At 64.4% G+C, this 22,239-nt stretch carries 21 protein-coding genes and 1 tRNA gene; 6 read left to right on the top strand and 16 right to left on the bottom strand.

Features of this window, described 5'->3' with window-relative positions:
• Positions 1–7: 7 nt before the first annotated feature.
• Complete coding sequence (locus WJU17_RS03495; RefSeq protein ID WP_346327386.1) at positions 8–652, bottom strand: glutathione S-transferase family protein; 645 nt, start codon at positions 650–652, stop codon at positions 8–10.
• On the bottom strand, positions 630–1,472 hold the full coding sequence (gene mazG, locus WJU17_RS03490) for a nucleoside triphosphate pyrophosphohydrolase (protein ID WP_346325950.1): 843 nt from the start codon (positions 1,470–1,472) through the stop codon (positions 630–632). The genes WJU17_RS03495 and mazG overlap by 23 nt, the downstream gene beginning before the upstream one ends.
• A gap of 91 nt (positions 1,473–1,563) precedes the next feature.
• Between mazG and WJU17_RS03485 the strand changes: the two genes are divergently transcribed.
• Positions 1,564–2,349, top strand: coding sequence for a sugar phosphate isomerase/epimerase (locus WJU17_RS03485; RefSeq protein ID WP_346325949.1), 786 nt, complete (start codon positions 1,564–1,566; stop codon positions 2,347–2,349).
• Positions 2,350–2,353: 4 nt separating this feature from the next.
• Here the strand turns inward: WJU17_RS03485 and WJU17_RS03480 are convergent, their stop codons facing one another.
• From WJU17_RS03480 to WJU17_RS03435, 10 genes are all read right to left on the bottom strand, one after another.
• Complete coding sequence (locus WJU17_RS03480) at positions 2,354–3,037, bottom strand: sulfotransferase family protein (RefSeq protein WP_346325948.1); 684 nt, start codon at positions 3,035–3,037, stop codon at positions 2,354–2,356.
• A gap of 146 nt (positions 3,038–3,183) precedes the next feature.
• Entirely contained in the window at positions 3,184–3,720 is a 537-nt protein-coding gene (locus tag WJU17_RS03475) for an MAPEG family protein (protein WP_346325947.1), read from the bottom strand.
• Between the two features lie 14 nt (positions 3,721–3,734).
• Entirely contained in the window at positions 3,735–4,490 is a 756-nt protein-coding gene (locus WJU17_RS03470; RefSeq protein WP_346325946.1) for an MBL fold metallo-hydrolase, read from the bottom strand.
• Positions 4,487–5,266 (bottom strand): TatD family hydrolase, encoded by a 780-nt coding sequence (locus WJU17_RS03465; protein WP_346325945.1) that lies wholly within the window; start codon positions 5,264–5,266, stop codon positions 4,487–4,489. The genes WJU17_RS03470 and WJU17_RS03465 overlap by 4 nt, the downstream gene beginning before the upstream one ends.
• 12 nt (positions 5,267–5,278) lie before the next feature.
• Positions 5,279–6,826, bottom strand: coding sequence for a methionine--tRNA ligase (gene metG, locus WJU17_RS03460; RefSeq protein WP_346325944.1), 1,548 nt, complete (start codon positions 6,824–6,826; stop codon positions 5,279–5,281).
• The gene (locus WJU17_RS03455) at positions 6,823–7,929 is read right to left on the bottom strand and encodes a DNA polymerase III subunit delta' (RefSeq protein WP_346325943.1); all 1,107 of its coding nucleotides are present in this window, start codon (positions 7,927–7,929) and stop codon (positions 6,823–6,825) included. The genes metG and WJU17_RS03455 overlap by 4 nt, the downstream gene beginning before the upstream one ends.
• Positions 7,929–8,558, bottom strand: coding sequence for a dTMP kinase (gene tmk / locus WJU17_RS03450; protein WP_346325942.1), 630 nt, complete (start codon positions 8,556–8,558; stop codon positions 7,929–7,931). Before tmk ends, WJU17_RS03455 begins: the two co-directional genes overlap by 1 nt.
• Positions 8,558–9,772 carry a D-alanyl-D-alanine carboxypeptidase family protein gene (locus tag WJU17_RS03445; protein ID WP_346325941.1) on the bottom strand — a complete coding sequence of 405 codons (1,215 nt, stop codon included), beginning with the start codon at positions 9,770–9,772 and terminating at the stop codon, positions 8,558–8,560. Before WJU17_RS03445 ends, tmk begins: the two co-directional genes overlap by 1 nt.
• 90 nt (positions 9,773–9,862) lie before the next feature.
• Positions 9,863–10,699 carry a septal ring lytic transglycosylase RlpA family protein gene (locus tag WJU17_RS03440; protein ID WP_346325940.1) on the bottom strand — a complete coding sequence of 279 codons (837 nt, stop codon included), beginning with the start codon at positions 10,697–10,699 and terminating at the stop codon, positions 9,863–9,865.
• A gap of 3 nt (positions 10,700–10,702) precedes the next feature.
• Complete coding sequence (locus WJU17_RS03435; RefSeq protein WP_346325939.1) at positions 10,703–11,710, bottom strand: lytic murein transglycosylase; 1,008 nt, start codon at positions 11,708–11,710, stop codon at positions 10,703–10,705.
• 299 nt (positions 11,711–12,009) lie between these two features.
• Between WJU17_RS03435 and WJU17_RS03430 the strand changes: the two genes are divergently transcribed.
• The 3 genes from WJU17_RS03430 (at position 12,010) to WJU17_RS03420 (ending at position 17,953) form a co-directional block, all read left to right on the top strand.
• Complete coding sequence (locus WJU17_RS03430; protein ID WP_346325938.1) at positions 12,010–17,280, top strand: hypothetical protein; 5,271 nt, start codon at positions 12,010–12,012, stop codon at positions 17,278–17,280.
• Positions 17,281–17,484: 204 nt separating this feature from the next.
• Positions 17,485–17,652: a hypothetical protein gene (locus WJU17_RS03425; RefSeq protein ID WP_346325937.1), complete on the top strand. Its 168-nt coding sequence runs from the start codon at positions 17,485–17,487 to the stop codon at positions 17,650–17,652.
• Positions 17,639–17,953, top strand: a complete 315-nt coding sequence (locus WJU17_RS03420; protein WP_346325936.1) for a hypothetical protein — start codon at positions 17,639–17,641, stop codon at positions 17,951–17,953. The genes WJU17_RS03425 and WJU17_RS03420 overlap by 14 nt, the downstream gene beginning before the upstream one ends.
• Positions 17,954–17,990: 37 nt before the next feature.
• Here the strand turns inward: WJU17_RS03420 and WJU17_RS03415 are convergent, their stop codons facing one another.
• From WJU17_RS03415 to WJU17_RS03405, 3 genes are all read right to left on the bottom strand, one after another.
• On the bottom strand, positions 17,991–18,227 hold the full coding sequence (locus tag WJU17_RS03415) for a helix-turn-helix transcriptional regulator (RefSeq protein WP_346325935.1): 237 nt from the start codon (positions 18,225–18,227) through the stop codon (positions 17,991–17,993).
• Between the two features lie 143 nt (positions 18,228–18,370).
• Positions 18,371–18,460, bottom strand: a tRNA-Ser gene (locus tag WJU17_RS03410).
• Positions 18,461–18,625: 165 nt separating this feature from the next.
• Entirely contained in the window at positions 18,626–20,446 is a 1,821-nt protein-coding gene (locus tag WJU17_RS03405; RefSeq protein ID WP_346325934.1) for a monovalent cation:proton antiporter-2 (CPA2) family protein, read from the bottom strand.
• 174 nt (positions 20,447–20,620) lie between these two features.
• Between WJU17_RS03405 and WJU17_RS03400 the strand changes: the two genes are divergently transcribed.
• Positions 20,621–20,767, top strand: a complete 147-nt coding sequence (locus WJU17_RS03400) for a DUF3096 domain-containing protein (RefSeq protein ID WP_346325933.1) — start codon at positions 20,621–20,623, stop codon at positions 20,765–20,767.
• Here WJU17_RS03400 and WJU17_RS03395 read toward each other — a convergent pair.
• Positions 20,736–21,275, bottom strand: coding sequence for a hypothetical protein (locus WJU17_RS03395; RefSeq protein ID WP_346325932.1), 540 nt, complete (start codon positions 21,273–21,275; stop codon positions 20,736–20,738). The two genes, WJU17_RS03400 and WJU17_RS03395, sit on opposite strands and share 32 nt — an antisense overlap.
• Before the next feature lie 133 nt (positions 21,276–21,408).
• On the opposite strand from WJU17_RS03395, the gene WJU17_RS03390 reads away from it, so the two are divergent.
• The gene (locus WJU17_RS03390; RefSeq protein ID WP_346325931.1) at positions 21,409–22,236 is read left to right on the top strand and encodes an SDR family NAD(P)-dependent oxidoreductase; all 828 of its coding nucleotides are present in this window, start codon (positions 21,409–21,411) and stop codon (positions 22,234–22,236) included.
• Positions 22,237–22,239 lie beyond the last annotated feature (3 nt).

Below are 22,239 nucleotides of genomic sequence, written 5' to 3'. Positions count from 1 at the left end.
GGTCAGGTCAATCGAACTCATACCGGGCGAGCATACCCGGTTCGGCCGCGGCATCCGCCAGCCATTGCTTGACGGCAGGGACTTCCCAGACCGCGGCCGCGTAGGACGCGGGCAAGGGGTCCAGCGCCACGCCGTAGGTGTGCAGACGGCTGATAACCGGCGCGAACATGGCATCGGCCGCGCAGAACGGCCCGAACAGGAACGGGCCGCCAGACCTGCTCAGACACTCGGTCCAGAGCTGCTGCACCCGGGCGATGTCGGCGGCGCAGGCATCGCTCCAGGAAAAGGAGTCATAGCGGCGCCTCGCGTTCATCGGCATCTCGCCGCGAAGGTTCTGGAATCCGGCATGCATCTCGGCGCTAACGGCGCGGGCCCGCGCTCGCCCGGCCATATCCTCGGGCCAGATTGCATGCTCGGGGTGCCGGTCGGCCAGATATTCGATGATGGCGAGGCTTTCCCAAACGGTCAGGTCGCCGTCGCGCAGCACCGGCACCTTGCCCGCGCCCGACCACGAGCGGATCAGGGCCGGGGCGTGATCGTCCTGAAACAGCGCGGCGAGCGTGGTCTCGAACGGGATGCCGAAATGGGTCAGGACCAGCCAGGGCCGTACCGACCAGGATGAATAGTTCTTATTGGCGATCAGAAGCTGCAAGCTCATCCCTCAACTCCCTCTTGGCGCGCTGCCACAGATCTTCCAGCTCTTCCAGGGACTTGTCCCGCGGTCTTTCGCCCCGCGCCGCGAGGATTTCCTCGATCCGGCGGAAGCGCTGCTCGAAGCGCCGGTTGGTGCCGCGCAGCGCCTGTTCCGGATCGATCTTCAGGAAGCGGGCCAGGTTGGTATAGGCGAACAGGATGTCGCCGAGCTCCGATTCCACCTTGTCCAGATTGTTGGCGCCCGCCTTGGCATCGGCCAGCTCGACCGCCAGTTCGACGGTTTCTTCCTGGATCTTGTCCAGCACCTGATCGGCGTTCGGCCAGTCGAAGCCCACCTGCGCCGCGCGCTTGCCCAGCTTCACCGCGCGCATCAGGGCAGGGTAGCCATAGGCGACACCGTCCAGCACGCTGGGCACGCGCCCTTCGGCCTTGGCCTTCTCGTCGCGCTCGCGCCTCTTGTGCTCTTCCCAGGCGACGGTCTGGGCATCTGCGTCCTCGATGGTGGCATCGGCGAATACGTGCGGGTGACGGCGCAGCATCTTGCCGCAGATGGCGTCGACCACGTCGCCGAAGTCGAACGCGCCGGACTCGGCCGCCATCTGGGCGTGAAAGACCACCTGGAAAAGCAGGTCGCCCAGCTCGTCCTTGAGCGAGGGCATGTCATTGTCGGCGATGGCTTCTGCGACCTCGTAGGATTCCTCGATCGTATAGGGCGCGATGGACGCGAAATCCTGCGCCCGGTCCCACGGGCAGCCCTGTTCCGGATCGCGCAGCCGGCGCATGATTCCCAGGAGATCGTCGATGCTGTGCTGTGCCATGGCCCGCCGCTCGGTCTGAGGTCAAAAGGACAGGGAAGGGGTGGAACCGCCTGTCTCCCTCCTATACCATCCCGGCAACAGGGGAGAAACCATGAGCCGTCTGCTGTCGCTTGCCACCGGCAATCTGCCGGAATTCACGCCCGTTCAGGTGGTCGAGGCCGCCGCTAATGCCGGCTGGAAGGCCTGCGGCATCTGGTTCGATCCGGAAAGCTGGACGGCGCAGACGACGCGCGACACGAGGGCCGCGTTCGAGCGCACCGGGCTCGTGCCGCTCGATATCGAGGTGGTCTGGATCCGGCCGGGCGACGCCGATCCGAACCATGAGCGGCTGCTGGCCGCGGGCGGCGAGATCGGCGCCCGTAACGCGCTGATGGTCAGTTCCGACCCGGACATGGACGCCACCAAACGACGCTTCGAGGCACTGTGCGAGATCGCCGACCGCTATGGCGTGAACGCCTGTTTCGAGTTTCTGCCGATCACCGAGGTCAAGAGCCTGCCCATGGCGCTCGACATCGTGCAATCGGTCGGACATCCGCGCGGCAAGCTGCTGGTGGACGCGCTGCATCTGGCGCGATCGGGCGGCCACCCGGACATGCTGAAGGGATTGCCGGAGAGCCTGTTCACTTATGCCCAGATCTGCGACGCGCCGGCGAGCCTGCCCGACATGGAATTCAACACAATCCTTTACGAGGCCGTCGACGGCCGCCTGATGCCGGGCGAGGGCGCGTTGCCGGTGAAGGAGTTGGTCGCCAATCTGCCCAAGGATCTGCCTCTGGCGCCGGAGCAGCGTTCCAAGCCGCTGCGGGATGCCTATCCGGACGCGACGGACCGGGCGAAGGCAATTCTGGACGCCACGACCCGCTTTTTGGCCCGCTGACCGCCTAGCGATCGGGATCGTAGCCGAACAAGCTGAAATCGCGGGCATAAAGCTGGCCGACGATGGCGCGCATGGCGGTCGTGTAGGATTGGGCGCTGGCTTCGTGGACCGAGCTGTTGTGCACGGCGAGCTCGCCGTCGATGCCGAGCCGGTCGCGGATGGCGGCAAAGTCATGGTCCATGGTCTCGACGCGGCCGACGAAATCCACCTTTACGGTGCCTGACCCGTCGCACAGGAATTCGTGCTGCGGCCGGAAATGCAATTCATGCGTTACCCGAGGCAAGCGCTCGTGGACGAACTGCTCGAACCCGTCGATGCCGTGCAGCACGCGCTCGCGGCGCCGCGCGTCGAATCTCTCGATGCCGCCGGCGGCAAGGAACGAGTAGGCGGACAGGACGCGGTCGAACGGGTCGCGCACGAAGGCGAACTTGAAATAGTCGCGACATTTGCGCGGGTCGGCACGCTGATAGTCCAGATAGGTCGCATGAACGCTGGACGGCGTGTGGTCGATGCTCAACGCGCGGCGCACGCTGACGCCGGCGGTCTTGGGGATGTGGATGAAGACAGCATGATGCTCATCGGCGAATTTTCCGAACAGGCCGACGCCGCGCCACTCGCGTAGGCGAATCCGCGCGCTCTCGGGAACGAGGTGGCGGAACAGACGGCGCAGGGCGACGGGAGGCGACATGGCGTGGTCCTCATGGAACGGCGGGCAAGGATAGCAAAAAAACGCCCGTCGCTGCCGCCATATTAAAATCGCATAATGTATATTATGTTAAATTATAGATGTGGTAAATGAAGCAGAAGCTTGGTCGGCGATCAGATAGTGGTCTCTCAGAACCAGTAAAGCCACGTGGTGACCGCATAGAGCCCCACGATGGGATAGAACGTCAGCGCAAAACCTGTCGCCCGCAACGTGGGCCGGATCAGATAGCCGGTGACGAACAGGATCCGTCCCAGCACGAATAGCGCGGCGATGATCGGGATCGCCTTCAGCCAGTACAGCGGCGTCACGGCCGCGAACGCGGCGGTGCCGATCACGAAGAGCACGGTCTGCTCCTGGGTGTTCGCCAGATAGTGGCGCCAGATGGCCAATGTCCGATCCGGCGCGGTGTCCAGCGGATCGATGCAGCGGGAGAAAAACCGGTGATTGGCGACCATGGCGATGCCGACCAGCAGGCAGATGGCCGGCATCAGCGACCATTTGGCGGCGAATGCGAGGCGCTCATGGATTTCCGCCGGGCGCGCGGACACGCCCAGGTGGCGCCAGAGCAGAAAGCCGATCCCTGCTCCCAGTCCGATGCCGATCGCCATGCCGGCGATGACTTCGAGTTGGGAACGGCGCAGGTTTGGCGGCGCGTCGGAGTCCATCAGCGGACCTCTCGTCAGTCGATCTCCAGCACCATGCCGTCATATGCCGGCTCGACGCCCTCGGGCAGCTGGCGCTTCAGGGTCTCGTAGTCCATGTCCCAGGTCATATGGGTCAGCACGGCATGCCGAGGCTTGATCCGGTCGATCCAGCTCAGGGTCAGGTCGAGATGCGCGTGGGTTGGGTGCGGCTCGTAGCGCAGCGCATCGACGATCCATAGATCGATGCCTTCGAGCGCCTCGAACGCGGCCTCGTCCAGACCGTTGAGATCGGTGGAATAGGCTGCCTTGTCAAAGCGGTAGCCGATAGACTGAATGTCGCCATGGGCCTGCGCGAAGGGTACGACGGGAATCTCGCCAATGCGGAACGGACCGTCGATCTCGTGCGGCTCGCAGATGGCGGGATAGCCTTGCTTGGAGGCGAACACATAGTCGAAGCGCTGCATCAGCGTCGCCAGCGTGTTCGCGTCCGCGTAGACCGGCACGCGGCCACCCTTGCTCCAGGCCAGCGCGCGCAGATCGTCGATCCCGTGGGTGTGGTCGGCATGGTCGTGCGTGTAAAGCACGCCGTCCAACCGGTTGATATTGGCGTCGAGGCACTGTTCGCGCAGATCGGGCGAGGTGTCGACGATCAGCCGGGTCATCCCCTGCTCCACGGCGATGGACACGCGCCGGCGCCGGTTCTTCGGGTTGGCGGGATCGCACGCGCCCCAATGGTTGCCGATGCGCGGCACGCCGCCCGAGGTGCCAGAGCCCAGCACCGTGATCTTCACGGCCGCGGCACCTTGGTGAACAGACGGAAGAAATTGTCGGTGGTTTGCGCCGCAAGTGCTTCCGGCGTCAGGTCTTTCAGCCCGGCGACGGTCTTGGCGGTGTGCACGACGTAGGACGGCTCGTTGTCCTTGCCCCGGAACGGGATCGGCGCGAGATAGGGCGAGTCCGTCTCGACCAGCAGCCGGTCCAGCGGCAGGTCGCGAATGGTATCCCGCAGATCCTGCGCCTTCTTGAAGGTCGCGATGCCGGAAATGGAGATGTAGAGACCGAGTTCCACAGATTTCTCCGCCAGTTCACGGCTGGAACTGAAGCAGTGGATCAACCCGGGATAGGCGCCCTGCCCCATTTCCTCGCCCAGAATGCGTACCATGTCATCGTCGGCGTCGCGGGTGTGGACGATCAGCGGCAAGCCGGTTTCGCGCGAGGCCTTGATATGCTCGCGGAAGACGTGCTGCTGCACCTCGCGCGGACTGTGCTCGTAGAAATAGTCGAGTCCGGTTTCACCAATCCCGACGACCTTCGGATGCCTGGCGCGCTCGATCAGCTGGCGCGCTACCGTATCGGGTTCCGCTTCCGCTTCATGGGGATGCACGCCGACCGTGCAGTAGATGTTGTCGTATCTCTCGGCGATGGCGAGCACGCCGTCGAAACGGCTGAGCGCCGTCGAGATGGTCAGCATCATGCCGACACCCGCCGCCTCGGCCCGCGCGACCACGCCGTCGATATCGGCGATCAGTTGCGGAAAGTCCAGATGACAGTGGGAGTCAACAAGCATCGGCAACTGCTTTCAGGAGGCCGGTTCTTCGACGATGCGGGGGAACAGACCCTGCGGCTGCGCGATCGGCACAGCCGGCGCCAGCCGTCCCGCCGCGCCCAGCCAGCTGAAGTCGCGCCGGTCGCCGGGGACCCCGAGCATGTCGAGTAGCCTGGCCGCCGCATTCGGAATGACCGGCTGGCTCAGGATGGCGATATTGCGCAGCGTCTCGGCGACCACATAAAGCACCGTCGCCATGCGGGCTGGATCATTCTTCTTCAACGCCCACGGCTCGGTGCGCGCGATATACCCGTCCCCTTCCGCAACAAGCGCCCACAACGCGCTGAGCGCATTATGGATTTCCTGGTCTTCCATCGCCGCGCGCATGTGCGCCGCGGTGGTGTCGATATAGGTGAACAGCGCCTCGTCATGGGCATCGAAAGCGCCCGGGCGCGGCAGCGCGGCGTCGCAGTTCTTGAAGATCATGCTCAAGGTGCGCTGCGCCAGATTGCCGATGCCGTTGGCCAGATCGCCGTTGATGCGGTGGATGATCCCCTCGCGCGAGAAGCTGCCGTCCTTGCCGAACGGAACCTCGCGGGCGAGGAAATAGCGGATCTGATCCAGGCCGAACTCGCTGACCAAGGTCTCGGGCGTGATGACGTTGCCCAGTGACTTGGACATCTTCACGCCTTCCAGGTTGAGGAAGCCGTGGGCGAAGACACGCTTGGGCAGCGGCAGTTCGGCCGACATCAGGAACGCCGGCCAATAGACTGTATGGAAACGGATAATGTCCTTGCCGATCACATGGATATCAGCCGGCCAGTAGCGGGCGAGTTTCTCGCCGTCGGAGGGAAATCCCGCGCCGGTGATGTAGTTGGTCAGCGCGTCGAGCCAGACATAGACGATATGCTTGTCGTCGCCTGGAACCGGAATGCCCCAGGTGAAGCTGGTCCGCGACACCGACAGATCCTTCAGGCCACCCCTGACGAAGCTGACGATCTCGTTGCGGCGCGTGTCCGGCAGGATGAAACCGGGGTTCTGTTCGTACAGGTCGAGCAGCCGGTCCTCGTAGGCCGATAGACGGAAAAAATAACTGGGTTCCTCGACCCATTGCACGGCCTTGCCTTCCGCCGTGCGGAACGTGCCATCCTCACCCTTCACCAGTTCGGATTCGGGAAAAAACGCTTCGTCGCTGACCGAGTACCAGCCGGCATATTTGTCCAGGTAGATGTCGCCCTTGGCGATCATCCGGTTCCACATCTCCTCGACCGCGGCATAGTGGCGCGGCTGGGTGGTGCGGATGAAATCGTCGTTGCTGATCTCGAGCAGCTTGCACATGGCCTCGAACTTGCCGGCGTTCTCGTCGGCGAACTCGATGGGCCGCTTGCCGGCGCGGCCGGCCGACTGCTCGACCTTCTCGCCATGCTCGTCGGTGCCGGTCAGGAACAGCACGTCGTAGCCGTCCAGGCGCTTGAACCGCGCGATCACGTCGGTGGCGATCGCCTCATAGGCATGCCCCAGATGCGGCGCGCCATTCACATAGGAAATCGCGGTGGTGATGTAGAACGCGGATTTGGTCATGCCGTGATGGCCTGGTACTTGCTGAAAACGACGAGTGTAACCTGTTTCGGGTCGAGATTGACGGCCTCGGCGCGGGCGAACAGGTGGCGGGTGTTCTCCCATACCTCGATCCATTGATCAAGGCCGGCCCGGGGACCGATCCGGGCAAACAGGGCGGCTTCCCCGGGAACCGCCCCCTCCTCGTCCCCGCCTGTCGCCTGAAACGCGATCAACCGTTTGAGGATGCCATCGAGCAGGTCGCCGAGAAGCCGGAAATCGTCGATGCTCTGGCGTCCGGCGACGGCATCGCCCAGCCGGTGCAGCCCGGAGGCATCGAGTCTCGGGAGCTGCTCGAACAGGGCCGCCGCCTTGCGGTAGAGCTCGGCGCCGCCGCTTTCGGCGAGGGCCATGGTACGGCCCGGGCTGCCCTCGCCCAGGGCGACGATCAGGTCGCGGTCCTCAGGCGCCATCTCGACGCCATTTTCCTCGATCACGCGGGCGATCTGGTTTTCGGCGAGCGGCCGGAGGCTCAGGGTCTGGCAGCGCGACCGGATGGTCGGCAGCAGACGTCCGGGCGCATGCGCCAGCAGGATCAGGATCGACCGTTTGGGCGGTTCCTCCAGCATCTTCAGCAGTGCATTCGCCGCCTGCCGGTTCATGTCGTCGGCGCTGTCGATGATCGCGATCCGCCACGGCGCATCCGCCGTCATGCCAAAAAATCCGTGCAGCGCCCGGACGTCATCGACGACGATTTCGCCGCGCAGCCGCTTGTTCTTGTCGTCCCATGCGCGCTCGACCGCGGCCAGTCCGGGATGGCCGCCCTGCCCCACCAGGCGGAACGTGCGTGAAGCGGGGTCTGTGTGAAGACTGGCGGGCGGCGGCGGCGCGCCAAACAGCCCGTCGTCCTGAGGCATGTCACCATGCTCGAGCAGGAAACGCGCGAACCGATAGGCCAGTGTCGCCTTGCCGATCCCGCGCGGGCCGGTCATCAGCCAGCCATGTGGCAGCCTGCGGCTGGCATAGGCCGCCAAGAGGACCGCCTCCGCCGCGTCGTGGCCGATCAGTGACGACGACAATCGGGGATGGCGTTCGTCATCGCCGGGCTTGCGCGCGGCTTCCGCCATCACTCCACGTTCAGACGGTCTTTTACCGCTGCCCAGATCGCCTCATGCACGGTCTCGACCGGGCCGTTGGCATCGATCACCACGCACCGCTCGGGCTCGCGCGCGGCGATATCGTGAAAAGCGGTGCGAAGCGTTTCGTGAAACGCCCGGCCCATGCGCTCATAGCGGGTTTCAGTGATGTCCCGGCGCATCGCGCGGTCAAGGCCGATGGCGACCGGAATATCGAGGATCAGGGTCAGATCAGGCTTCAACTCGCCCACGACCATCTCGTAAAGCGCTTCCACTCTGTCGCGCCCCAGTTCCTGCGCATAGCCCTGATAGGCCATGGTCGAATCCGCGAAGCGGTCGCAGAGCACCCATAGCCCTTCGGCAAGGGATGGCCTGACCGTTTCCTCGAGATGCTCCGCCCGGGCGGCGAAATGCAGCAGCGCTTCCGCCATGGGCGTCCAGCTCCTGTCGCCCTGGACCAGCAGGTTCCGGATCGGCCCGTTCGGCTCGCGCGTCTCGACAACGCCAGCGTTCTTCACCTCGAGCTTCAGACGGGCAGCCAGCAGACCGAGCTGGGTCGACTTGCCCGCCCCCTCGCCGCCCTCGATGGTGATGAACCTGCCGGGGCCGGAGATCGGCATCACTTCTCTTTCTTGTCCTCGGCGGCCTTCTCCGCGCCATCGGTCGCGGCGCCCGAGGAGCCGGTCAGCAGGTAATCGATCGCCGAACCCACCTTGCCGAACGTCCCGACCTTTTCGACATCCTCGGCCACCACCACCGGGACGGTGATGTCGTTCATGCCCGGCAGGGTCAGGGTCAGCGTGCCGACTTCCGTGCCTTTGGCGGTACCGCCGACGACGGGCGCGGTGTATTTGATGCGGGCCTTGGCGCCCATCTTGGCTTCCCGGCTCAGGGTCATGGTAACGTCCTTGGAGACGGTCAGCGGCACCTTGGCCTTCACGCCCAGCCATACCGGTGCCTCGTCGATCACCTTGCCGGCCTTGACCAGCGTGTAGGTGTCGAAATTACGAAAACCCCATTCGATCAGGGCGCGCGATTCGTCGGCCCGGGCGCGCACGCTGGGCAGGCCGTTGATGACCATGATCAGGCGCGTGTCGCCCCGTTTACCGGACACGGTCACGCCGTAGCCGCCGGCTTCGGTATAGCCGGTCTTCAGGCCATCGACGCCCTGCACCACGCCCAGCACCGGATTGCGGTTCTGTTGCGGGATGGGCTCCCCGGTCTTCAGGTTCTTGCCGTAGGAGAATTCCTTCTCGGAGTAGTAGTGATAGTACTCAGGGAAATCGTTGATGATGTGGCTCGCCAGAATGGCGAGATCGCGCGCCGACGAATAATGCCCCTCGGCCGACAGCCCATGCGAGTTCATGAAGCTGGAGTTCTTCATGCCCAGAGCCTGCGACTTCTCGGTCATCAGGCGGGCAAAGTTCTCCTCGGTGCCGGCAAGACCTTCGGCGAGGACGACGCAGGCATCGTTGGCGGAGACGATGATGGTGCCCTTGATCAGATCCTCGACCCTCGCCCTGTTGCCAACCTCGAGGAACATCTGGGATCCACCCATCTTCCACGCGCGTTCGCTGATGGGCAGTTCCTCGTCCATCTTCATGGCGCCCTTCTTCAGGGCCTCGAAGATCACGTAGTCTGTCATCATCTTGGTCATCGACGACGGCGTCATCTGTTCGTCCGGATTCTTCTCCAGCAGAACGGTGCCGGTGGTCGCATCGATCATGATCGCCTGCTTGGCCTGGATCTCGAACGGCGGGGGCGCGGCCTGGGCGGCCTGCGGCACGGCCGCGAGTAGAACGAGGAGAAGCGGCAAACTGCGAAGCTGCGGCATGAAATCTTTCCGTTTCGTTGATGCAGGTTGATTCTAGGCGTCCAGACCACGCATCGCAAGGCGCGCGGCACTATCGGTTGTAGCGTGGCGCTACTTGTCCACAACTATCAGCGCATTCACTTCGCCGAGCCCGATCACCTGCGACAGGGCGATATCAGCCGAGTCCACATCGGGCAGAGGTCCTATGCGCACCCGGTAGAAGTTCGCGCCATTGACGATCGCCGTGTGCACGCGCGTGGGCCCAATGGCGGCGAGCCGCGCCTTGAGGCGCTCGGCGTTGCGCGGATCGCCGAAAGCGCCAGCCTGCACATAGATGCCTTTCGGCTCGGCCTTGAGAGCCTTGGGCGCTTCCTGTCGTACCTGGACCATCTGAGGAGCACCGTCTTCGAGTGGGGCTCGGCCGACATACTCGACGCGCACGCGCGCCGTCCCCGCCTGGCGAAAGCCGAGCAGCTCGGCCGCCTTCGACGACATGTCGATGATGCGGCCGCGCGCGAAAGGCCCGCGATCGTTCATCCGCACGACCATGGACTTGCCGTTTTCCAGATTGGTCACCCGTACCATGGACGGCATGGGCAGGGTCCGGTGCGCGGCGCTGACCAGTTCCATGTCGAAAATTTCGCCATTGGCGGTCCGTTCGCCGTGGAACTGCGGCCCATACCAGGACGCGATCCCGGTTTCGGAGTACGTGGGATCCTCGCGGGGCACATACAGGACACCGTTGATCTTGTACGGATTGCCGACCTTGTAGATGCCTCCCTTCCCGTCCGGTACCGGCGCCTCGCCCCACGGCGGCGGCGCGACCTTGGGCGGCGCGGGCTGGGGCGCCGCCACGGGTGGTGGAGCGCTTGGGCGCGGCGGTGGCTTGGTGGCGCAGGCCGCCAGCGCGGCGCAGGCGGCGATCAGAAGGAGCCCGCGAAGGCGCATGGTTTATTGCTTTACCAGATCGGCCAGCCGGCTGACGGCGATGGCATAGTAGTTGGCGGGATTATAGCGCAGGATGGCGCGGTAATTGGTGTGGGTCAGAAAGGCGCGACCGGTTTCGCCATCAGGTTGAACAAGCGTTGCCTTGCGGTCGCTCTTCATCAGCTCGGCGCCGCTCACGTCACGAACACCGAGACGGTCCCATTCGGCCAGCGGCAAGGCCCGCGAGTGGATCCGCATGGGCCGCCAATCGCTTTCGTCGAAGGTGCCGACGGTCGCGAGCTTGGCGGTGAATCCTTCAGGAAGGCTGACCTCCTGGCCCCAGGGCTCTTCACCCTTCCAGTTGAACTTCTTCAGATAATTGGCGATGGAGGCAAAGATGTCTCCATAATTGTTCCAGATGTCGCGGTGCCCGTCGCCGTCGAAATCCTGCGCCGATTCCAGGTAGGAATCAGGCATGAACTGCGGCTGGCCCATGGCGCCGGCCCACGAGGATTTCATCTCCGCCGGAGAGATGAAGCCCATGTTCAGGATCTCGAACGCGGCGAATAGCTGCTTGCGGAAATAGCCGCTGCGCCGCGGGTCATAGGCGAGCGTCGCCAGTGCCTGGATGGCGTCCTCCTTGGGGAAAAACTTGCCGTAATTGGTCTCCATGCCCCAGATCGCGACAATATATTCAGGCTGCACGCCATACCGGTCGGCGACCTGACGCAGCAATTCGCCATGTTCCGCCATCGCCTTGCGGCCATTGTCAATGCGGAGCTGGCTGACCCGCTTGGCCAGGTAGGTCTCCAGTGTCTCGACGAATTCGGCCTGATTTTGGTCCGCCTTGACGATGCGCTCCAGTGGCTGCAGGCCGGTCAGGGTTTCATCGAGAATGCCCGGCTTGATCCCTTTCGACAACGCTTCCTGCCGGACACCCGCAAGCCAGTCTTCCCATTTCGGCTGGGCTTCCTGGGCCGAGGCGGCAGAGATGAAGGCGAGTGGCAGCAACAGCGTTAACAACAGGCGCATGGCGGACGACGATCCTCTTTGTATCCCTCAAGGTCCGGTAATAACTGGCCTTTCGGACGGGCGCTCGCAAACGAATTCGCCGGTGGCGTCCCTCTATCGAGATTTTTAGCGGGCCGGGCGGCAATAAGCCAGCCTTGCGCTCCTCGATCCGCCGATTCAGCGGCGGGGCTTCGTCAAGCTTTTAAGAATTTTCACGATTACGATGCTGTAACGACTTGCGGATGCGTCAGGGCGCGCGTTAGCATTCAGGATGAGGCGCGGTATTCGATTATGGATGCCGTCAGTTGGGGGCTATCTTTATGCGATCTTCTTTTCGTGGCCGGCACACGCTGGCGACGGTGAGCGTCATTGCGCTCGCCACGGCTGGATACTCTGGTTCGGTTTGGGCATCCGACCAGTACAACGCGACCATCAACTGGAGCACCGAGGTGGCCACCGTGGCGGGGTCGTCCAGTTCTGTGGTGGTCAACAATTCTCAGAACAACAGCAATGTCGATGTGACACCGCCGGTCACCACTGTTCAGGTGGGTGTGCCGACAACCGGCATGCAGGACTATAATGGCCTGGATGCCATTATCGTTGATGACAACACGATCTTCTCGTCGGCCACCCTGACCACGGTGCCCATGGCGAACAGTATCGAGTTCTGGACCGCGACCGGGTCGGGCGCGTCCTCGGCGGCGACCATCGCCTCGCTCCAGAGCAGCGAAAATGGCTCGTCCATGATCGCGTCCGTCGCCAATTCAGAAATTCGCGCCTCGTCATCCGACCTGTTCGCCGGCAGTGCGCAGCAGGTGACGGACAACGCCATCACCTCGGATGCCATGGGCAATCTGGCGACCAATGTGATCTCAGGCGACATCAACCCGCTGCTGACGAGCACCGAGGGCGGCTTTGCCGGCATCTCCGGCGGTCCCACGCTCGGCAATCCGGCGACCGGCACCGCGCTCGGCGCCAGCGCGACCGCGCTCGTCGCATCGGTGCAGGAGAACACTCTGGCGGCCTCGTCCAGCACGATCGACAATACCCGGATCGGTTCGCTTGCGGTGGAACTGGACACCACCAGCACCATTCAGGGTATTCCGCTGGTCGTGACCGGTAACGCCATCGAGGCGACGATCACCGGCAATGACGCGACCAACCAGGTCAACCTCGACGATTCGCTGGACGCGGCCAATACCAGCGCCGTGACGCTGCAAGGCTCGGCCGGGGTCGCCAGCGCGCAGCGGAATACCGTTGCCGGACGGACCTACCTCGTCCAGGTGAGCGAGTCGGATATCGAGGCCGGCCTGAGCGCGGCGACACCGATCAGCAACCTGACCGGCAGCAGCATCGATTTCTCCGACAACAATATCAGCGCCACGGGCACGGGTAACACCGCCGATAATCTGGTGCGGCTGGGCGACGGCATCAGCCAGTCCGGCACCTTCCCCTTCGGCGCGATCGGGCTGACCCGTTCGTCCACCGTGCTGGTGGCCGGCAGCGGGTCGGACGGCAACGTCAACGTGATCGGCGATCTGTTCATCGCCAATCACCAGTTCAGTGAACTTGAGATCAACGCCATCGCGGGCGGTATCGCGGGCGATTCCGAAGACGCCGACATGAATGTCCTGGTGGAAAGCGTGGCCTCGTCCACGGTCGAGGCCACAGGCAACGCCATTGGCGCCAGCGTCACCGGCAACAATGCCACGAACACCATCCTGGTCGAAGGCGCGGCGACGTTCGACAGCCTCGTATCCCTCGGCAGCGGCCAGGTGCTGACCAACGGCAGCAGCGGGTCCGCGACCACCAATGGCGATGTCACGGTGAGCGTGGCGACCCTGGGCACGGTGACGGGCGACATCGCCGACAGCGCGGTCGGCGCCGACGATAACCGGCTGTACGGCGAGGCCTTCGGCAATGTCGGCCGCAACAGCGTCAGCATTGACGGCACCACCATCATCGGGGCCGAGGTCAATCCCCAGTTCAACTTCGTCCAGAGTGCTCACGCGACCATCGAGCCGCGCGTCGCGGCCGATTTCGGCGTGGTCAGCGGCCAGTTCAACCGGGAAACTGAATATAACGCCCAAGTCATCGGCAGCGTGATCGTCGATGCGGCGGATGTGAGCGGCGCGGACGGCTCGAGCATCACCAATTCCACGATCGGCGCGTCCGGCAACAGTGCTGCGGCGCTGTCGGTCGCCAACCGGGTGACCCAGAACAGCTTCACCATCGGCGGCGACGGACCGACCTCCAGCTTCTCGGGTACCGTCGGCGTGATCAACTTCCAGCTTGCGGAAGGATCCGACGCCACGGCCACGGACCATCTCACCATGACGGCGGCGGTCGGACCGACCGATGACGCGGCCACCGTCGCGATCATCGACGTCGATGCGACGGCCCTCGCCGTGGACCAGGCCAATATTGGCGCGGACGCGAACGCCATTTCCGCCCGCGTCGTGGGCAATCTGGCCGACGCGCAGGCCAACCGGATCGATATCAGCGCGGTGACCGTCGGCGACGGCGTGCCGACGCCGACCGATCAGCTGGCCACGCCGGTCGCGACGGTTTACCGGTCGTTGACCGATGCGGTGATCCCCAACGCCGCGCCGGACGGACTTCCGGACACGGTTGTCCAGGGCGGCTTCGTGCTGGTGAACGACCAGAGCATTGAGGACATCAGCGCCGACGCGCTGGGCGACGTGCCGCTCTCGGCCACCGTTTCGGGCAACCTCGTCGAGGTCCGTGTCGGCAGCACCGCGGCGACCGCGACGGTGACGCAGACCGATGTCAGCGCCAGTGGCAACGCGGTGACCGGCGCTGTCACCGGGAACCAGGGCAGCAATCTGCTGTCGGTCGGCGCCGTGACGCTCGATGCTACCTCCACCCTCGTCAACACCCAGACCTTCTGGAACGAGGATGGCGGCACCAGCGGTTTCTCCGGCAGCATCGAGGTGGATGTCAGCGGCGGGATTTTGACCAGCGTGGCGGCCGGCGCGGCCACGATTACCGAAGTCAACGCCGAGACCAACGGCAACACGGTACTTGCCTCGGGCCGTATCAACAACGCCGCAAGCACCGTGTCCGTCACGGCCCAGACCCAGACGGTCGTGGACGTGGTGACCGGCAGCGACGTGAACGCCATCGAGATGGGCTATGCGACGGTCGGCACGGTAACGGCCGGCAATACGCTAATGCGCGCCGAGACCGGGTTGCTCAACAGCCAGGAATTCGGCGGCCTTCGCGCCACGGGTCTGAGCGTTGACCTGACTGGCGTGGTGGTGTCGACCACCATGGACGCCGTGGGCGGCGCCCTGGCGGACAGCGTGGTGCAGACGAACGGCAACAGCCTCTCTGCGCTGTCGCTGGGCAATGACGCCGCCAACAGCCTGACGCTTGATGTCGGCACCTTCGATCTGACCGATGCCGGTTCGGCGACGGCCACCAATGGTCCGCTCGCCATCATCGCCAACCATCAGCGGGGCAGCGAGGACGATGGCGGCACTGGCCCGATCAGCGCCACGGCCGATGCCATTGCTGTTGTGTCCTCGGTATCGGGCATCGATACCAGCGTCTCGGGATCTCAGGTAAGCGCCGACGGCAACAGCGTGCGCACTCTCGCCCGCGTCAACAATGCCACCAATGTGCTGAGCGTCACGGGCACCACCTACGAAGAACTCGTGACGGCGGCGCCATCCATCGAAGTCCTCGATGTGGCGGCCAATGTCGAACTGACCGTCGAAGATCTGGCATTCGGGATCGGATCCTATCAACTCAATGCGCTTGACGTGGATTCGTTCATCAACGCCGCCTCGGTCTACGCCGATGCTTCCGATGTAGCGTTCATCTCGAGTTCCGCCCTGTCGGCCAGCGGAAACCTTCTCGTTTCCGAGGCGCGCGGCAATGACGTTGCCAATGCGGCGACCATTGACTTCACCACGAACAATGTGTCTGGCTTCGTCGCAAACCTGCAGCAGACCGATGATGGCGGCGCGAGTATCATCAGCCAGGTTCTCAGCAGCACCATCGCCGTGGAAGCCGAACTGGACCCGCAAGTCCTGACCGACAGCAGCTTCGCCGCGGACGGCAATGCCATGGCGGCGATCGCGACGGCAAACCGTGCCACCAATAGCGCGACCGCGACCGGCACGAACCTGTCCAGCGGCACCGGCACCGTGAGCCCGACCGCCACAATCAATCCGGCGGTCGCGTCCGACGTGACCGTGGTGGCCGATCTTGCGGTGGTGAACGTGCAGGGCGCCGAAGCCGTTGCCTCGACCCAGAACGACACGTTGCTGATCATCGTCGATTCGAACAGTGTCCTCGTCGATCTGAATCAGTTCGTGAGCGGCAGCGCGACGGTGGACAACAATCTGGTGCTGGGTCAGGCGACCATTCACAGTGCCACGAACACCGCCACGCTGGACGCTGACGCCAATATCGCCGGGGCAAGCGCATCGGTGATCTCGCAGCAGATCGTGACATCCGGCAGTAGCGCGACGGTCGCACTGACGGCCGCCTTCATTCAGGCGACATCCGACACCATGTCGGATGCGGGGTCGGCATCCATCTCCGCTTCAGGCAACCAGCTCTCGTCTCTGGCCACCGGCGGCACGGCGTCGAACCGGCTCAACGGTCTCGCCGATGCGGCCATCACCGGCGCCTCGCCGGCGGCGGCTCCGGTCTTTGCCGGATCGGCGTACACCGTGAACGCCGATTTCTCGGTGCTGAACGTGCAGTTGGGCGAAACCGACATCAGTACGCTTGTCGGCCCGACTGGCGTATCCGCGGACGTGGGCACCGATGCGACCACGCCCCTTGTCAACGATACGGTCGACGTGCGCGACAATATCGTTCAGGCCGGCTCGACCGGTTTTGCCTCGACCAACAGCCTGGTGCTCGATGCGGGTTCCTCGAGCGATGCCACCGGACAGGTCGCCAACCGTCAGGCGATCGTCGTCGGCGCGGTGCTGACCAGCACGGCCGCGAGCAATTTTGTCCGCTCGCAGATCGTGGGCGGCGCCCTCGACAGCAGCGTCACGGTCGATGACAACTCGGTCGCTGCCCAGACGACGGGCAATACCGCCCTGAACGCCCTGCGCACCACGGCCGACGCCAGCCTGCAGGAAAGCAGCGCGGCGGGTGCGACCATCGATCCCGCCTCCGGCATCACGGTCACCGGGGCGGATTATGCCGTCCTGAACAGCCAGTCGACGACCGCGGCGCTCTCTTCCCAGGTCATCGCCGCCTCCATCGGTGTCGATGGCCTCGCCGGAACCCAGGGTGTGGACACCAGCGCCGTTACGGTGAATGGCAACCAGGTCGTCGCCGAGACCACGGCCAACAACGCCCTCAACAGCCTTGTTCTGTCCACCGGCACCTTCCAGCACCCCAGTGCTTCGGTGTCCAACCTTCAGGTCACCTCGGATTCCGCGGTGAGCGCCAGCACGGACGACGTCTCGGTGGGTATCGGGCTCGGCGGCGGCCTCATCAACGGCCCCAGCTCGGGGAGCTCGTTCACGGTTCGCGGAAACACTGTAGGCGCGTCGGCCATCGGCAACGCGGCGGTCAGCGCCATCTCCGGCGACTGACCTTCGCCGCGTGTATTTTACCACAGGGCCGGAGGCACACTCCGGCCCTTTTTCTTGCGCCGCACTGCTCGTCCAGGGCGCGGCGCCAGCGATCATCCGTGAGACCCGTCAGGGAACAAGACTTCGACATCCCCGTTGCCTATCCACGACGACGGAGCGAGGGCGACAAGGGCGATCGCGAATTCAGGTAATCAGGAGAAACAGATGCTTTACACCGTAGGCTATCGCGTCGACGAGGTATCCGCCCATACGACACTGGATGCCGAGGATGCTCTCGAAGCGGCCAAGGCGGTCAAGGCGGACCATCCGAATGCTTCCATAACCTATTCCCGTGCGGCCAATCAGGAGGAACGGACCGGTGACGCCGAATAACGCGGCCGAGCCCGAGCTGGGCTTATGGGTTCTCGAACCCCGCACGGGCGATGACGACCCGCGGTGGCAGGACCGGCGGATCTGGCGAAAAGTGATCGTGAACGCCCGCAGTGCGGCAGCGGCACGCCTCGCGGCCGAGCGATGGGCGTTGCCGGCACACCTGCCCGGCCCGGGCAATGAAAGCGCCGCCGCGATCGCGGGATTCAGGGATGAGCTGCTTTATACCGTCAGACTGGCGGACGAAGGCGAGCTGGTTCCGCTGGAGTGCCCCGCGCAGGATAGTGTGCTGTATAGCCGGTGATGGCCCGGCATCGCAGGCCAATTTCAGCAAGCCGGGTTCATGACCGTCGCGACGCCGGTTCTCGAATGGCCGTGTCCTGATAGAGGATTGCCGCCTGGATACGCGTCCTTACGCCCAGGCGGTCGCAGGCCAGCTTGACGTGCTCATCCACAGTCATCGGCGAGATGCCGAGTATCGATCCGATATCGGACGAACTCTTGCCCAGTGCCACCCATTCCAGACACTCGATCTGTCGCCGCGTCAGTTCAGCCTTCTTCGCCCGCAGACGCGCCATGCCCAAGCCCCCAAAATATTATGCCCGCGTGAATAATATAGGGGGTCAACCAGAGACGTATTAACCCATGATAATGCTGGGCACGGCGTGACCCTACTCCGTCGCCGCGATCGACGTCTCGTTGGGCCGCATGTTTTGGGAGCTGGCGGATGAGGTGGGATTCGAACCCACGGTGAGCTTGCACCCACGCCGGTTTTCAAGACCGGTGCCTTCAACCGCTCGGCCACTCATCCGTTGGCGACGTTCTAGCGTGTTCCGCACGGGCGCGCAATTTCCGGGACGCGATCGGCGGGGATCCAAATGGCGCCGTCGGGCGTAACAGAAACTCCGGGGGGAGAGATAGGCGGTTCCGGACTTAACGCCCCCCAAGCGACCGGGCCGCCTATTTTCCCAACGGGTCAGGTATCCGCCAGGCCACCCTCCTCCGCCGGCACGTCGCCGAACACCTTGCCTGTCCGCTTCGGTACCGTCAGTGGTGCCGGCACCGGTGCGTTGTTGCGCACCAGACCTGTCCCGGCTTGCGGACCGCCCGCGATCTGCAGTTCCAGACGCTCCTGGTCGCGCCGCCGGACATCCTCGCTGATGTCGGCCACATCCTCCTGGGGCACGCCCAGCCCTTCCAGTACTGCCTCGCCGAACCGCAGGGCGGATTCGAAGGTTTCGCGCAACTGATAGTCGACACCGACCTGGATGAGATCCAGCGCGTGGCCACGGTCATAGGCACGCACGTACAGCCGCGCCATGGGAAACTCCCACCGGATCAATTCGGCGATACGGGTCGCGGCGGCCTTGTCGTCGATGCACACGAGAATCGCCTCCGCCGTCGCCGCGCCCGAGGCGTGCAGGATATCGAGCCGGGTGCCGTCGCCATAATAGACCTTGAAGCCGAACCGTTCCGCGGCCCGGATCATGGACACGCTGTTCTCGATGATCGAGACGTCGAAGCCGCGCGCCAGCAAGGGCTGGCTCGCTGTTTGGCCAAAGCGCCCGAAGCCGATGATGAGCACGGCCCCTTCCAGCCCGTCCGCCTCCTCGATCCCCTCCAGCGACGGTTGCGGTTTGGGCATCAGGCGGCGGGTCAGCGAGGCGGTCAGGGGCGTAAGCGCCATGGAGATGATAACGGTCGCGGTGAAGATCGCATTGACGCGGCCATCCATGATTCCGTTCGCCGCGGCGGCGGAATAGAGGACGAACGCGAACTCGCCGCCTTGGGCGAACAGGGTCACCCGTTCCAGCGCTTCCCGATTGCCGCCCCCGAAGAGACGGGCGACCGCGTAGATACCGACGCCCTTGATGCCAATGAAGGCGGCGACCGCGATCAGGATGGTCGGCCAGTCCTGCGCGATGACGGTCAGGTTGAGCGACATGCCGACGGCAAGAAAGAACAGACCGAGCAGGATGCCGCGGAACGGCTCGATATCCGCCTCCAGTTGATGCCGGAACGTGGATTCCGACAGCAGCACCCCGGCGAGGAAGGCGCCCATGGCCATGGACAGGCCGCCGAGCTGCATCAGCAGCGCCGCGCCGAGGACCACCAGCAACGCCGCCGCCGTCATCACCTCGCGCGCCCGTGCCGAGGCCAGGATACGGAACAGCGGGTTCAGCAGCCATCGCCCGGCCGCGATCAGGCCGATGATGGCGCCGAGCCCAATCCCGACGGAGATCCAGCGTGACTGGGTTTCGCCGGCCGCCGCGGGCGCGATGAAGGCGACGATGGCGAGCAGCGGCACGATCGCCAGATCCTCGAGCAGCAGGATGGACACGGCGCGCTGTCCCTGCGCGGTCGAGGTCTCGCCCCGCTCGTCGAGCATCTGCATGACCACCGCCGTGGACGACAGCACGAAACCCATGCCCGCGACGAAGGCGATGGCCGGCGTCAGCCCCGCCGCAATCCCCGCGATGGTCAGCAGTCCGCCGCACACGACGACCTGGGCGACGCCGAGCCCAAAGATTTCCCGCCGCAGCGTCCACAGCCGGGACGGCTGCATTTCCAGTCCGATGATGAACAGCAGCATGATGATGCCGAACTCGGCTACATGCAGGATCGTGCCCGTGTCCGAGAACAGTCCGAGACCGAACGGTCCGATGGCGAGGCCAGCCGCGAAATAGCCCAGGACCGAGCCCAGCCCGAGCTTGCGGAAGATGGGCACGGCGACGACCCCGGCACCCAGCAGCGCGACGACGTGCAAAAGGTCGATACCGTGGGATTCTGTGGCCATGGAACGCGGGGACTCGAGAAGGTAGCGGGATGGAAAGAGTGCGCAGCTTCCGCCGCCCGATCAAGTCCGGCAACCGCACGCCAGACATTCCGTCGCCCGCCTTTCCGGTGTTGCCGGAACCACGCCATCGGGGCGGCGTTTACCGGGATCGGCGCCGCTTCCAGAGGGAGACACATGGTGGACACCGTCTACATCCAGCCGCTCATCGCGCTCATCGCCGGCATCGTCATCCTGATCGCGCCAAAGATTCTCAATTACGTTATCGCGATCTATCTGATTCTGGCGGGCCTCATCGGCCTGTTTCCCAATCTCTGGAATTGAGATACCGCCTCGCCACGTCAGCGACCGCCTCTCCCAGAACCCGAGCGGTAAACCGCCGCGATAGCGGTGGAACGTGCAGGAAGGAGGCCTTGGCCGGCCACCCCCGCCTCTGGCGGAACTTCAACAGCGCCCAGTAAGTGCTGTCGCAGACATATTTTCCTGCATTCAGTGAAATCTTCACGGGAAGCTTCCTCCGCCGCAGCGGCAGGGCCAGTTCCGCGACCGGCCACTGCCCGCGCAGCCATACCGCATCATCCGGTCCGGCCAGAGCACGCGGGCGCCGGGCCACACTCTCCACCCGCACCAGCCTGGTGCCCGCCAGCCCCGTCAGCAGACAGGCGTGCGGGTTGTGCAGTTCCAGAAGACGGTGGAGTTCCGCGGCGGCGCGCCGGCGGTCGACCGGAAGACGCGCCACCACGACGCCAGGCCCAAGGCGTGCGGCGGCCAGTCTTACGGCTTCCCAGCTTGAATTGATGCGGTAGCGTCCGAACGGCTCGAACCCGGTCATCAACAGGACGCATCGCGTGTGTTCCGGCATCCGAACAGCTTACGAACGGGCATGCGCCCGCGTCAAACGGCACATCCCCATAGGCAGCACCGAACCTGCTGGCTATCCTATCCGGAACAAAGGGGAGGTTTCGATGAAGGATTTGAAGGACAAGGTCGCCGTCATTACCGGCGGCAATAGCGGCATCGGGCTGGGCATCGCCCGCGCGCTGGCGGCCGAGGGCACGCATCTCGTCCTCAGCGGGCTGCACGCCGATAAATCGGAGCGCGCCGCCAGGGCGCTGGCGGAGGAATTCGGTGTCCGCGTCCTCGGCGTCGGCAGCGATGCCGCCAAGCGGGACGCCGTCGAGGCGCTTGCCGATCTGGCATTCCGGGAATTCGGCCGCGTCGACATTCTCGTGGCCAATGCCGGTGTCGGTTTTCGCGGCGAGATGCACAAGATCGACGACAATGACTGGGACTGGCTCATGGGTCTCAATGTCAGGGGCGTCTATCTCGCCTGCTCGGTTTTCGTGAAGCGTTTCCTCGCCCAGGGTACGCCGTCGCATATCGTCATCACCGGCTCCGAACAGAGCGTGGGCATGACACCCTATGGCAGCATGCCGGTCTATGCCGCGTCCAAGCATGCCGTGCTGGGCTTCGCCGATGCCATCCGCGCCGACTACGCCGCGAACGACGTCGCGGTCACCCTGCTCTGCCCCGGCCCGGTCGCGACGGACATCTGGGATATCGAGCGCGACCGGCCGCCGGAATTTGGCGCGCGCGGCGAGTCCAACGAGGAGTCGCGCAAACTCATCCAGGAACTGGGCATGGACCCGGCCATCGTCGGGCGCATGACCGTCGAAGGGATCAAGGCCGGGGATTTCTACGTCTTCACCCACGACTACATTCGCGGTCTGGTCGATGGTCGCTACCAGGAAATGAGCGCGGCGCTCGACAAGACAGAGGCTTTTCCGAAATAGGCC

Source organism: Iodidimonas sp. SYSU 1G8, assembly GCF_039655775.1.
GTDB lineage: Bacteria > Pseudomonadota > Alphaproteobacteria > SMXS01 > SMXS01 > RI-34.
The sequence above is the reverse complement of the archived record's forward strand: the minus strand, read 5'-3'. Positions and strand labels throughout refer to the sequence as shown.

What these genes read in the sequence shown, in the direction of transcription:
- mazG (WP_346325950.1), bottom strand. Translation starts at nt 1,472, where the DNA reads ATGGCACAGCACAGCATCGACGATCTCCTGGGAATCATGCGCCGGCTG.
- WJU17_RS03485 (WP_346325949.1), top strand. Translation starts at nt 1,564, where the DNA reads ATGAGCCGTCTGCTGTCGCTTGCCACCGGCAATCTGCCGGAATTCACG.
- WJU17_RS03480 (WP_346325948.1), bottom strand. Translation starts at nt 3,037, where the DNA reads ATGTCGCCTCCCGTCGCCCTGCGCCGTCTGTTCCGCCACCTCGTTCCC.
- WJU17_RS03475 (WP_346325947.1), bottom strand. Translation starts at nt 3,720, where the DNA reads ATGGACTCCGACGCGCCGCCAAACCTGCGCCGTTCCCAACTCGAAGTC.
- WJU17_RS03465 (WP_346325945.1), bottom strand. Translation starts at nt 5,266, where the DNA reads ATGCTTGTTGACTCCCACTGTCATCTGGACTTTCCGCAACTGATCGCC.
- metG (WP_346325944.1), bottom strand. Translation starts at nt 6,826, where the DNA reads ATGACCAAATCCGCGTTCTACATCACCACCGCGATTTCCTATGTGAAT.
- WJU17_RS03455 (WP_346325943.1), bottom strand. Translation starts at nt 7,929, where the DNA reads ATGGCGGAAGCCGCGCGCAAGCCCGGCGATGACGAACGCCATCCCCGA.
- tmk (WP_346325942.1), bottom strand. Translation starts at nt 8,558, where the DNA reads ATGCCGATCTCCGGCCCCGGCAGGTTCATCACCATCGAGGGCGGCGAG.
- WJU17_RS03445 (WP_346325941.1), bottom strand. Translation starts at nt 9,772, where the DNA reads ATGCCGCAGCTTCGCAGTTTGCCGCTTCTCCTCGTTCTACTCGCGGCC.
- WJU17_RS03440 (WP_346325940.1), bottom strand. Translation starts at nt 10,699, where the DNA reads ATGCGCCTTCGCGGGCTCCTTCTGATCGCCGCCTGCGCCGCGCTGGCG.
- WJU17_RS03435 (WP_346325939.1), bottom strand. Translation starts at nt 11,710, where the DNA reads ATGCGCCTGTTGTTAACGCTGTTGCTGCCACTCGCCTTCATCTCTGCC.
- WJU17_RS03430 (WP_346325938.1), top strand. Translation starts at nt 12,010, where the DNA reads ATGCGATCTTCTTTTCGTGGCCGGCACACGCTGGCGACGGTGAGCGTC.
- WJU17_RS03425 (WP_346325937.1), top strand. Translation starts at nt 17,485, where the DNA reads ATGCTTTACACCGTAGGCTATCGCGTCGACGAGGTATCCGCCCATACG.
- WJU17_RS03415 (WP_346325935.1), bottom strand. Translation starts at nt 18,227, where the DNA reads ATGGCGCGTCTGCGGGCGAAGAAGGCTGAACTGACGCGGCGACAGATC.
- WJU17_RS03405 (WP_346325934.1), bottom strand. Translation starts at nt 20,446, where the DNA reads ATGGCCACAGAATCCCACGGTATCGACCTTTTGCACGTCGTCGCGCTG.
- WJU17_RS03400 (WP_346325933.1), top strand. Translation starts at nt 20,621, where the DNA reads ATGGTGGACACCGTCTACATCCAGCCGCTCATCGCGCTCATCGCCGGC.
- WJU17_RS03395 (WP_346325932.1), bottom strand. Translation starts at nt 21,275, where the DNA reads ATGACCGGGTTCGAGCCGTTCGGACGCTACCGCATCAATTCAAGCTGG.
- WJU17_RS03390 (WP_346325931.1), top strand. Translation starts at nt 21,409, where the DNA reads ATGAAGGATTTGAAGGACAAGGTCGCCGTCATTACCGGCGGCAATAGC.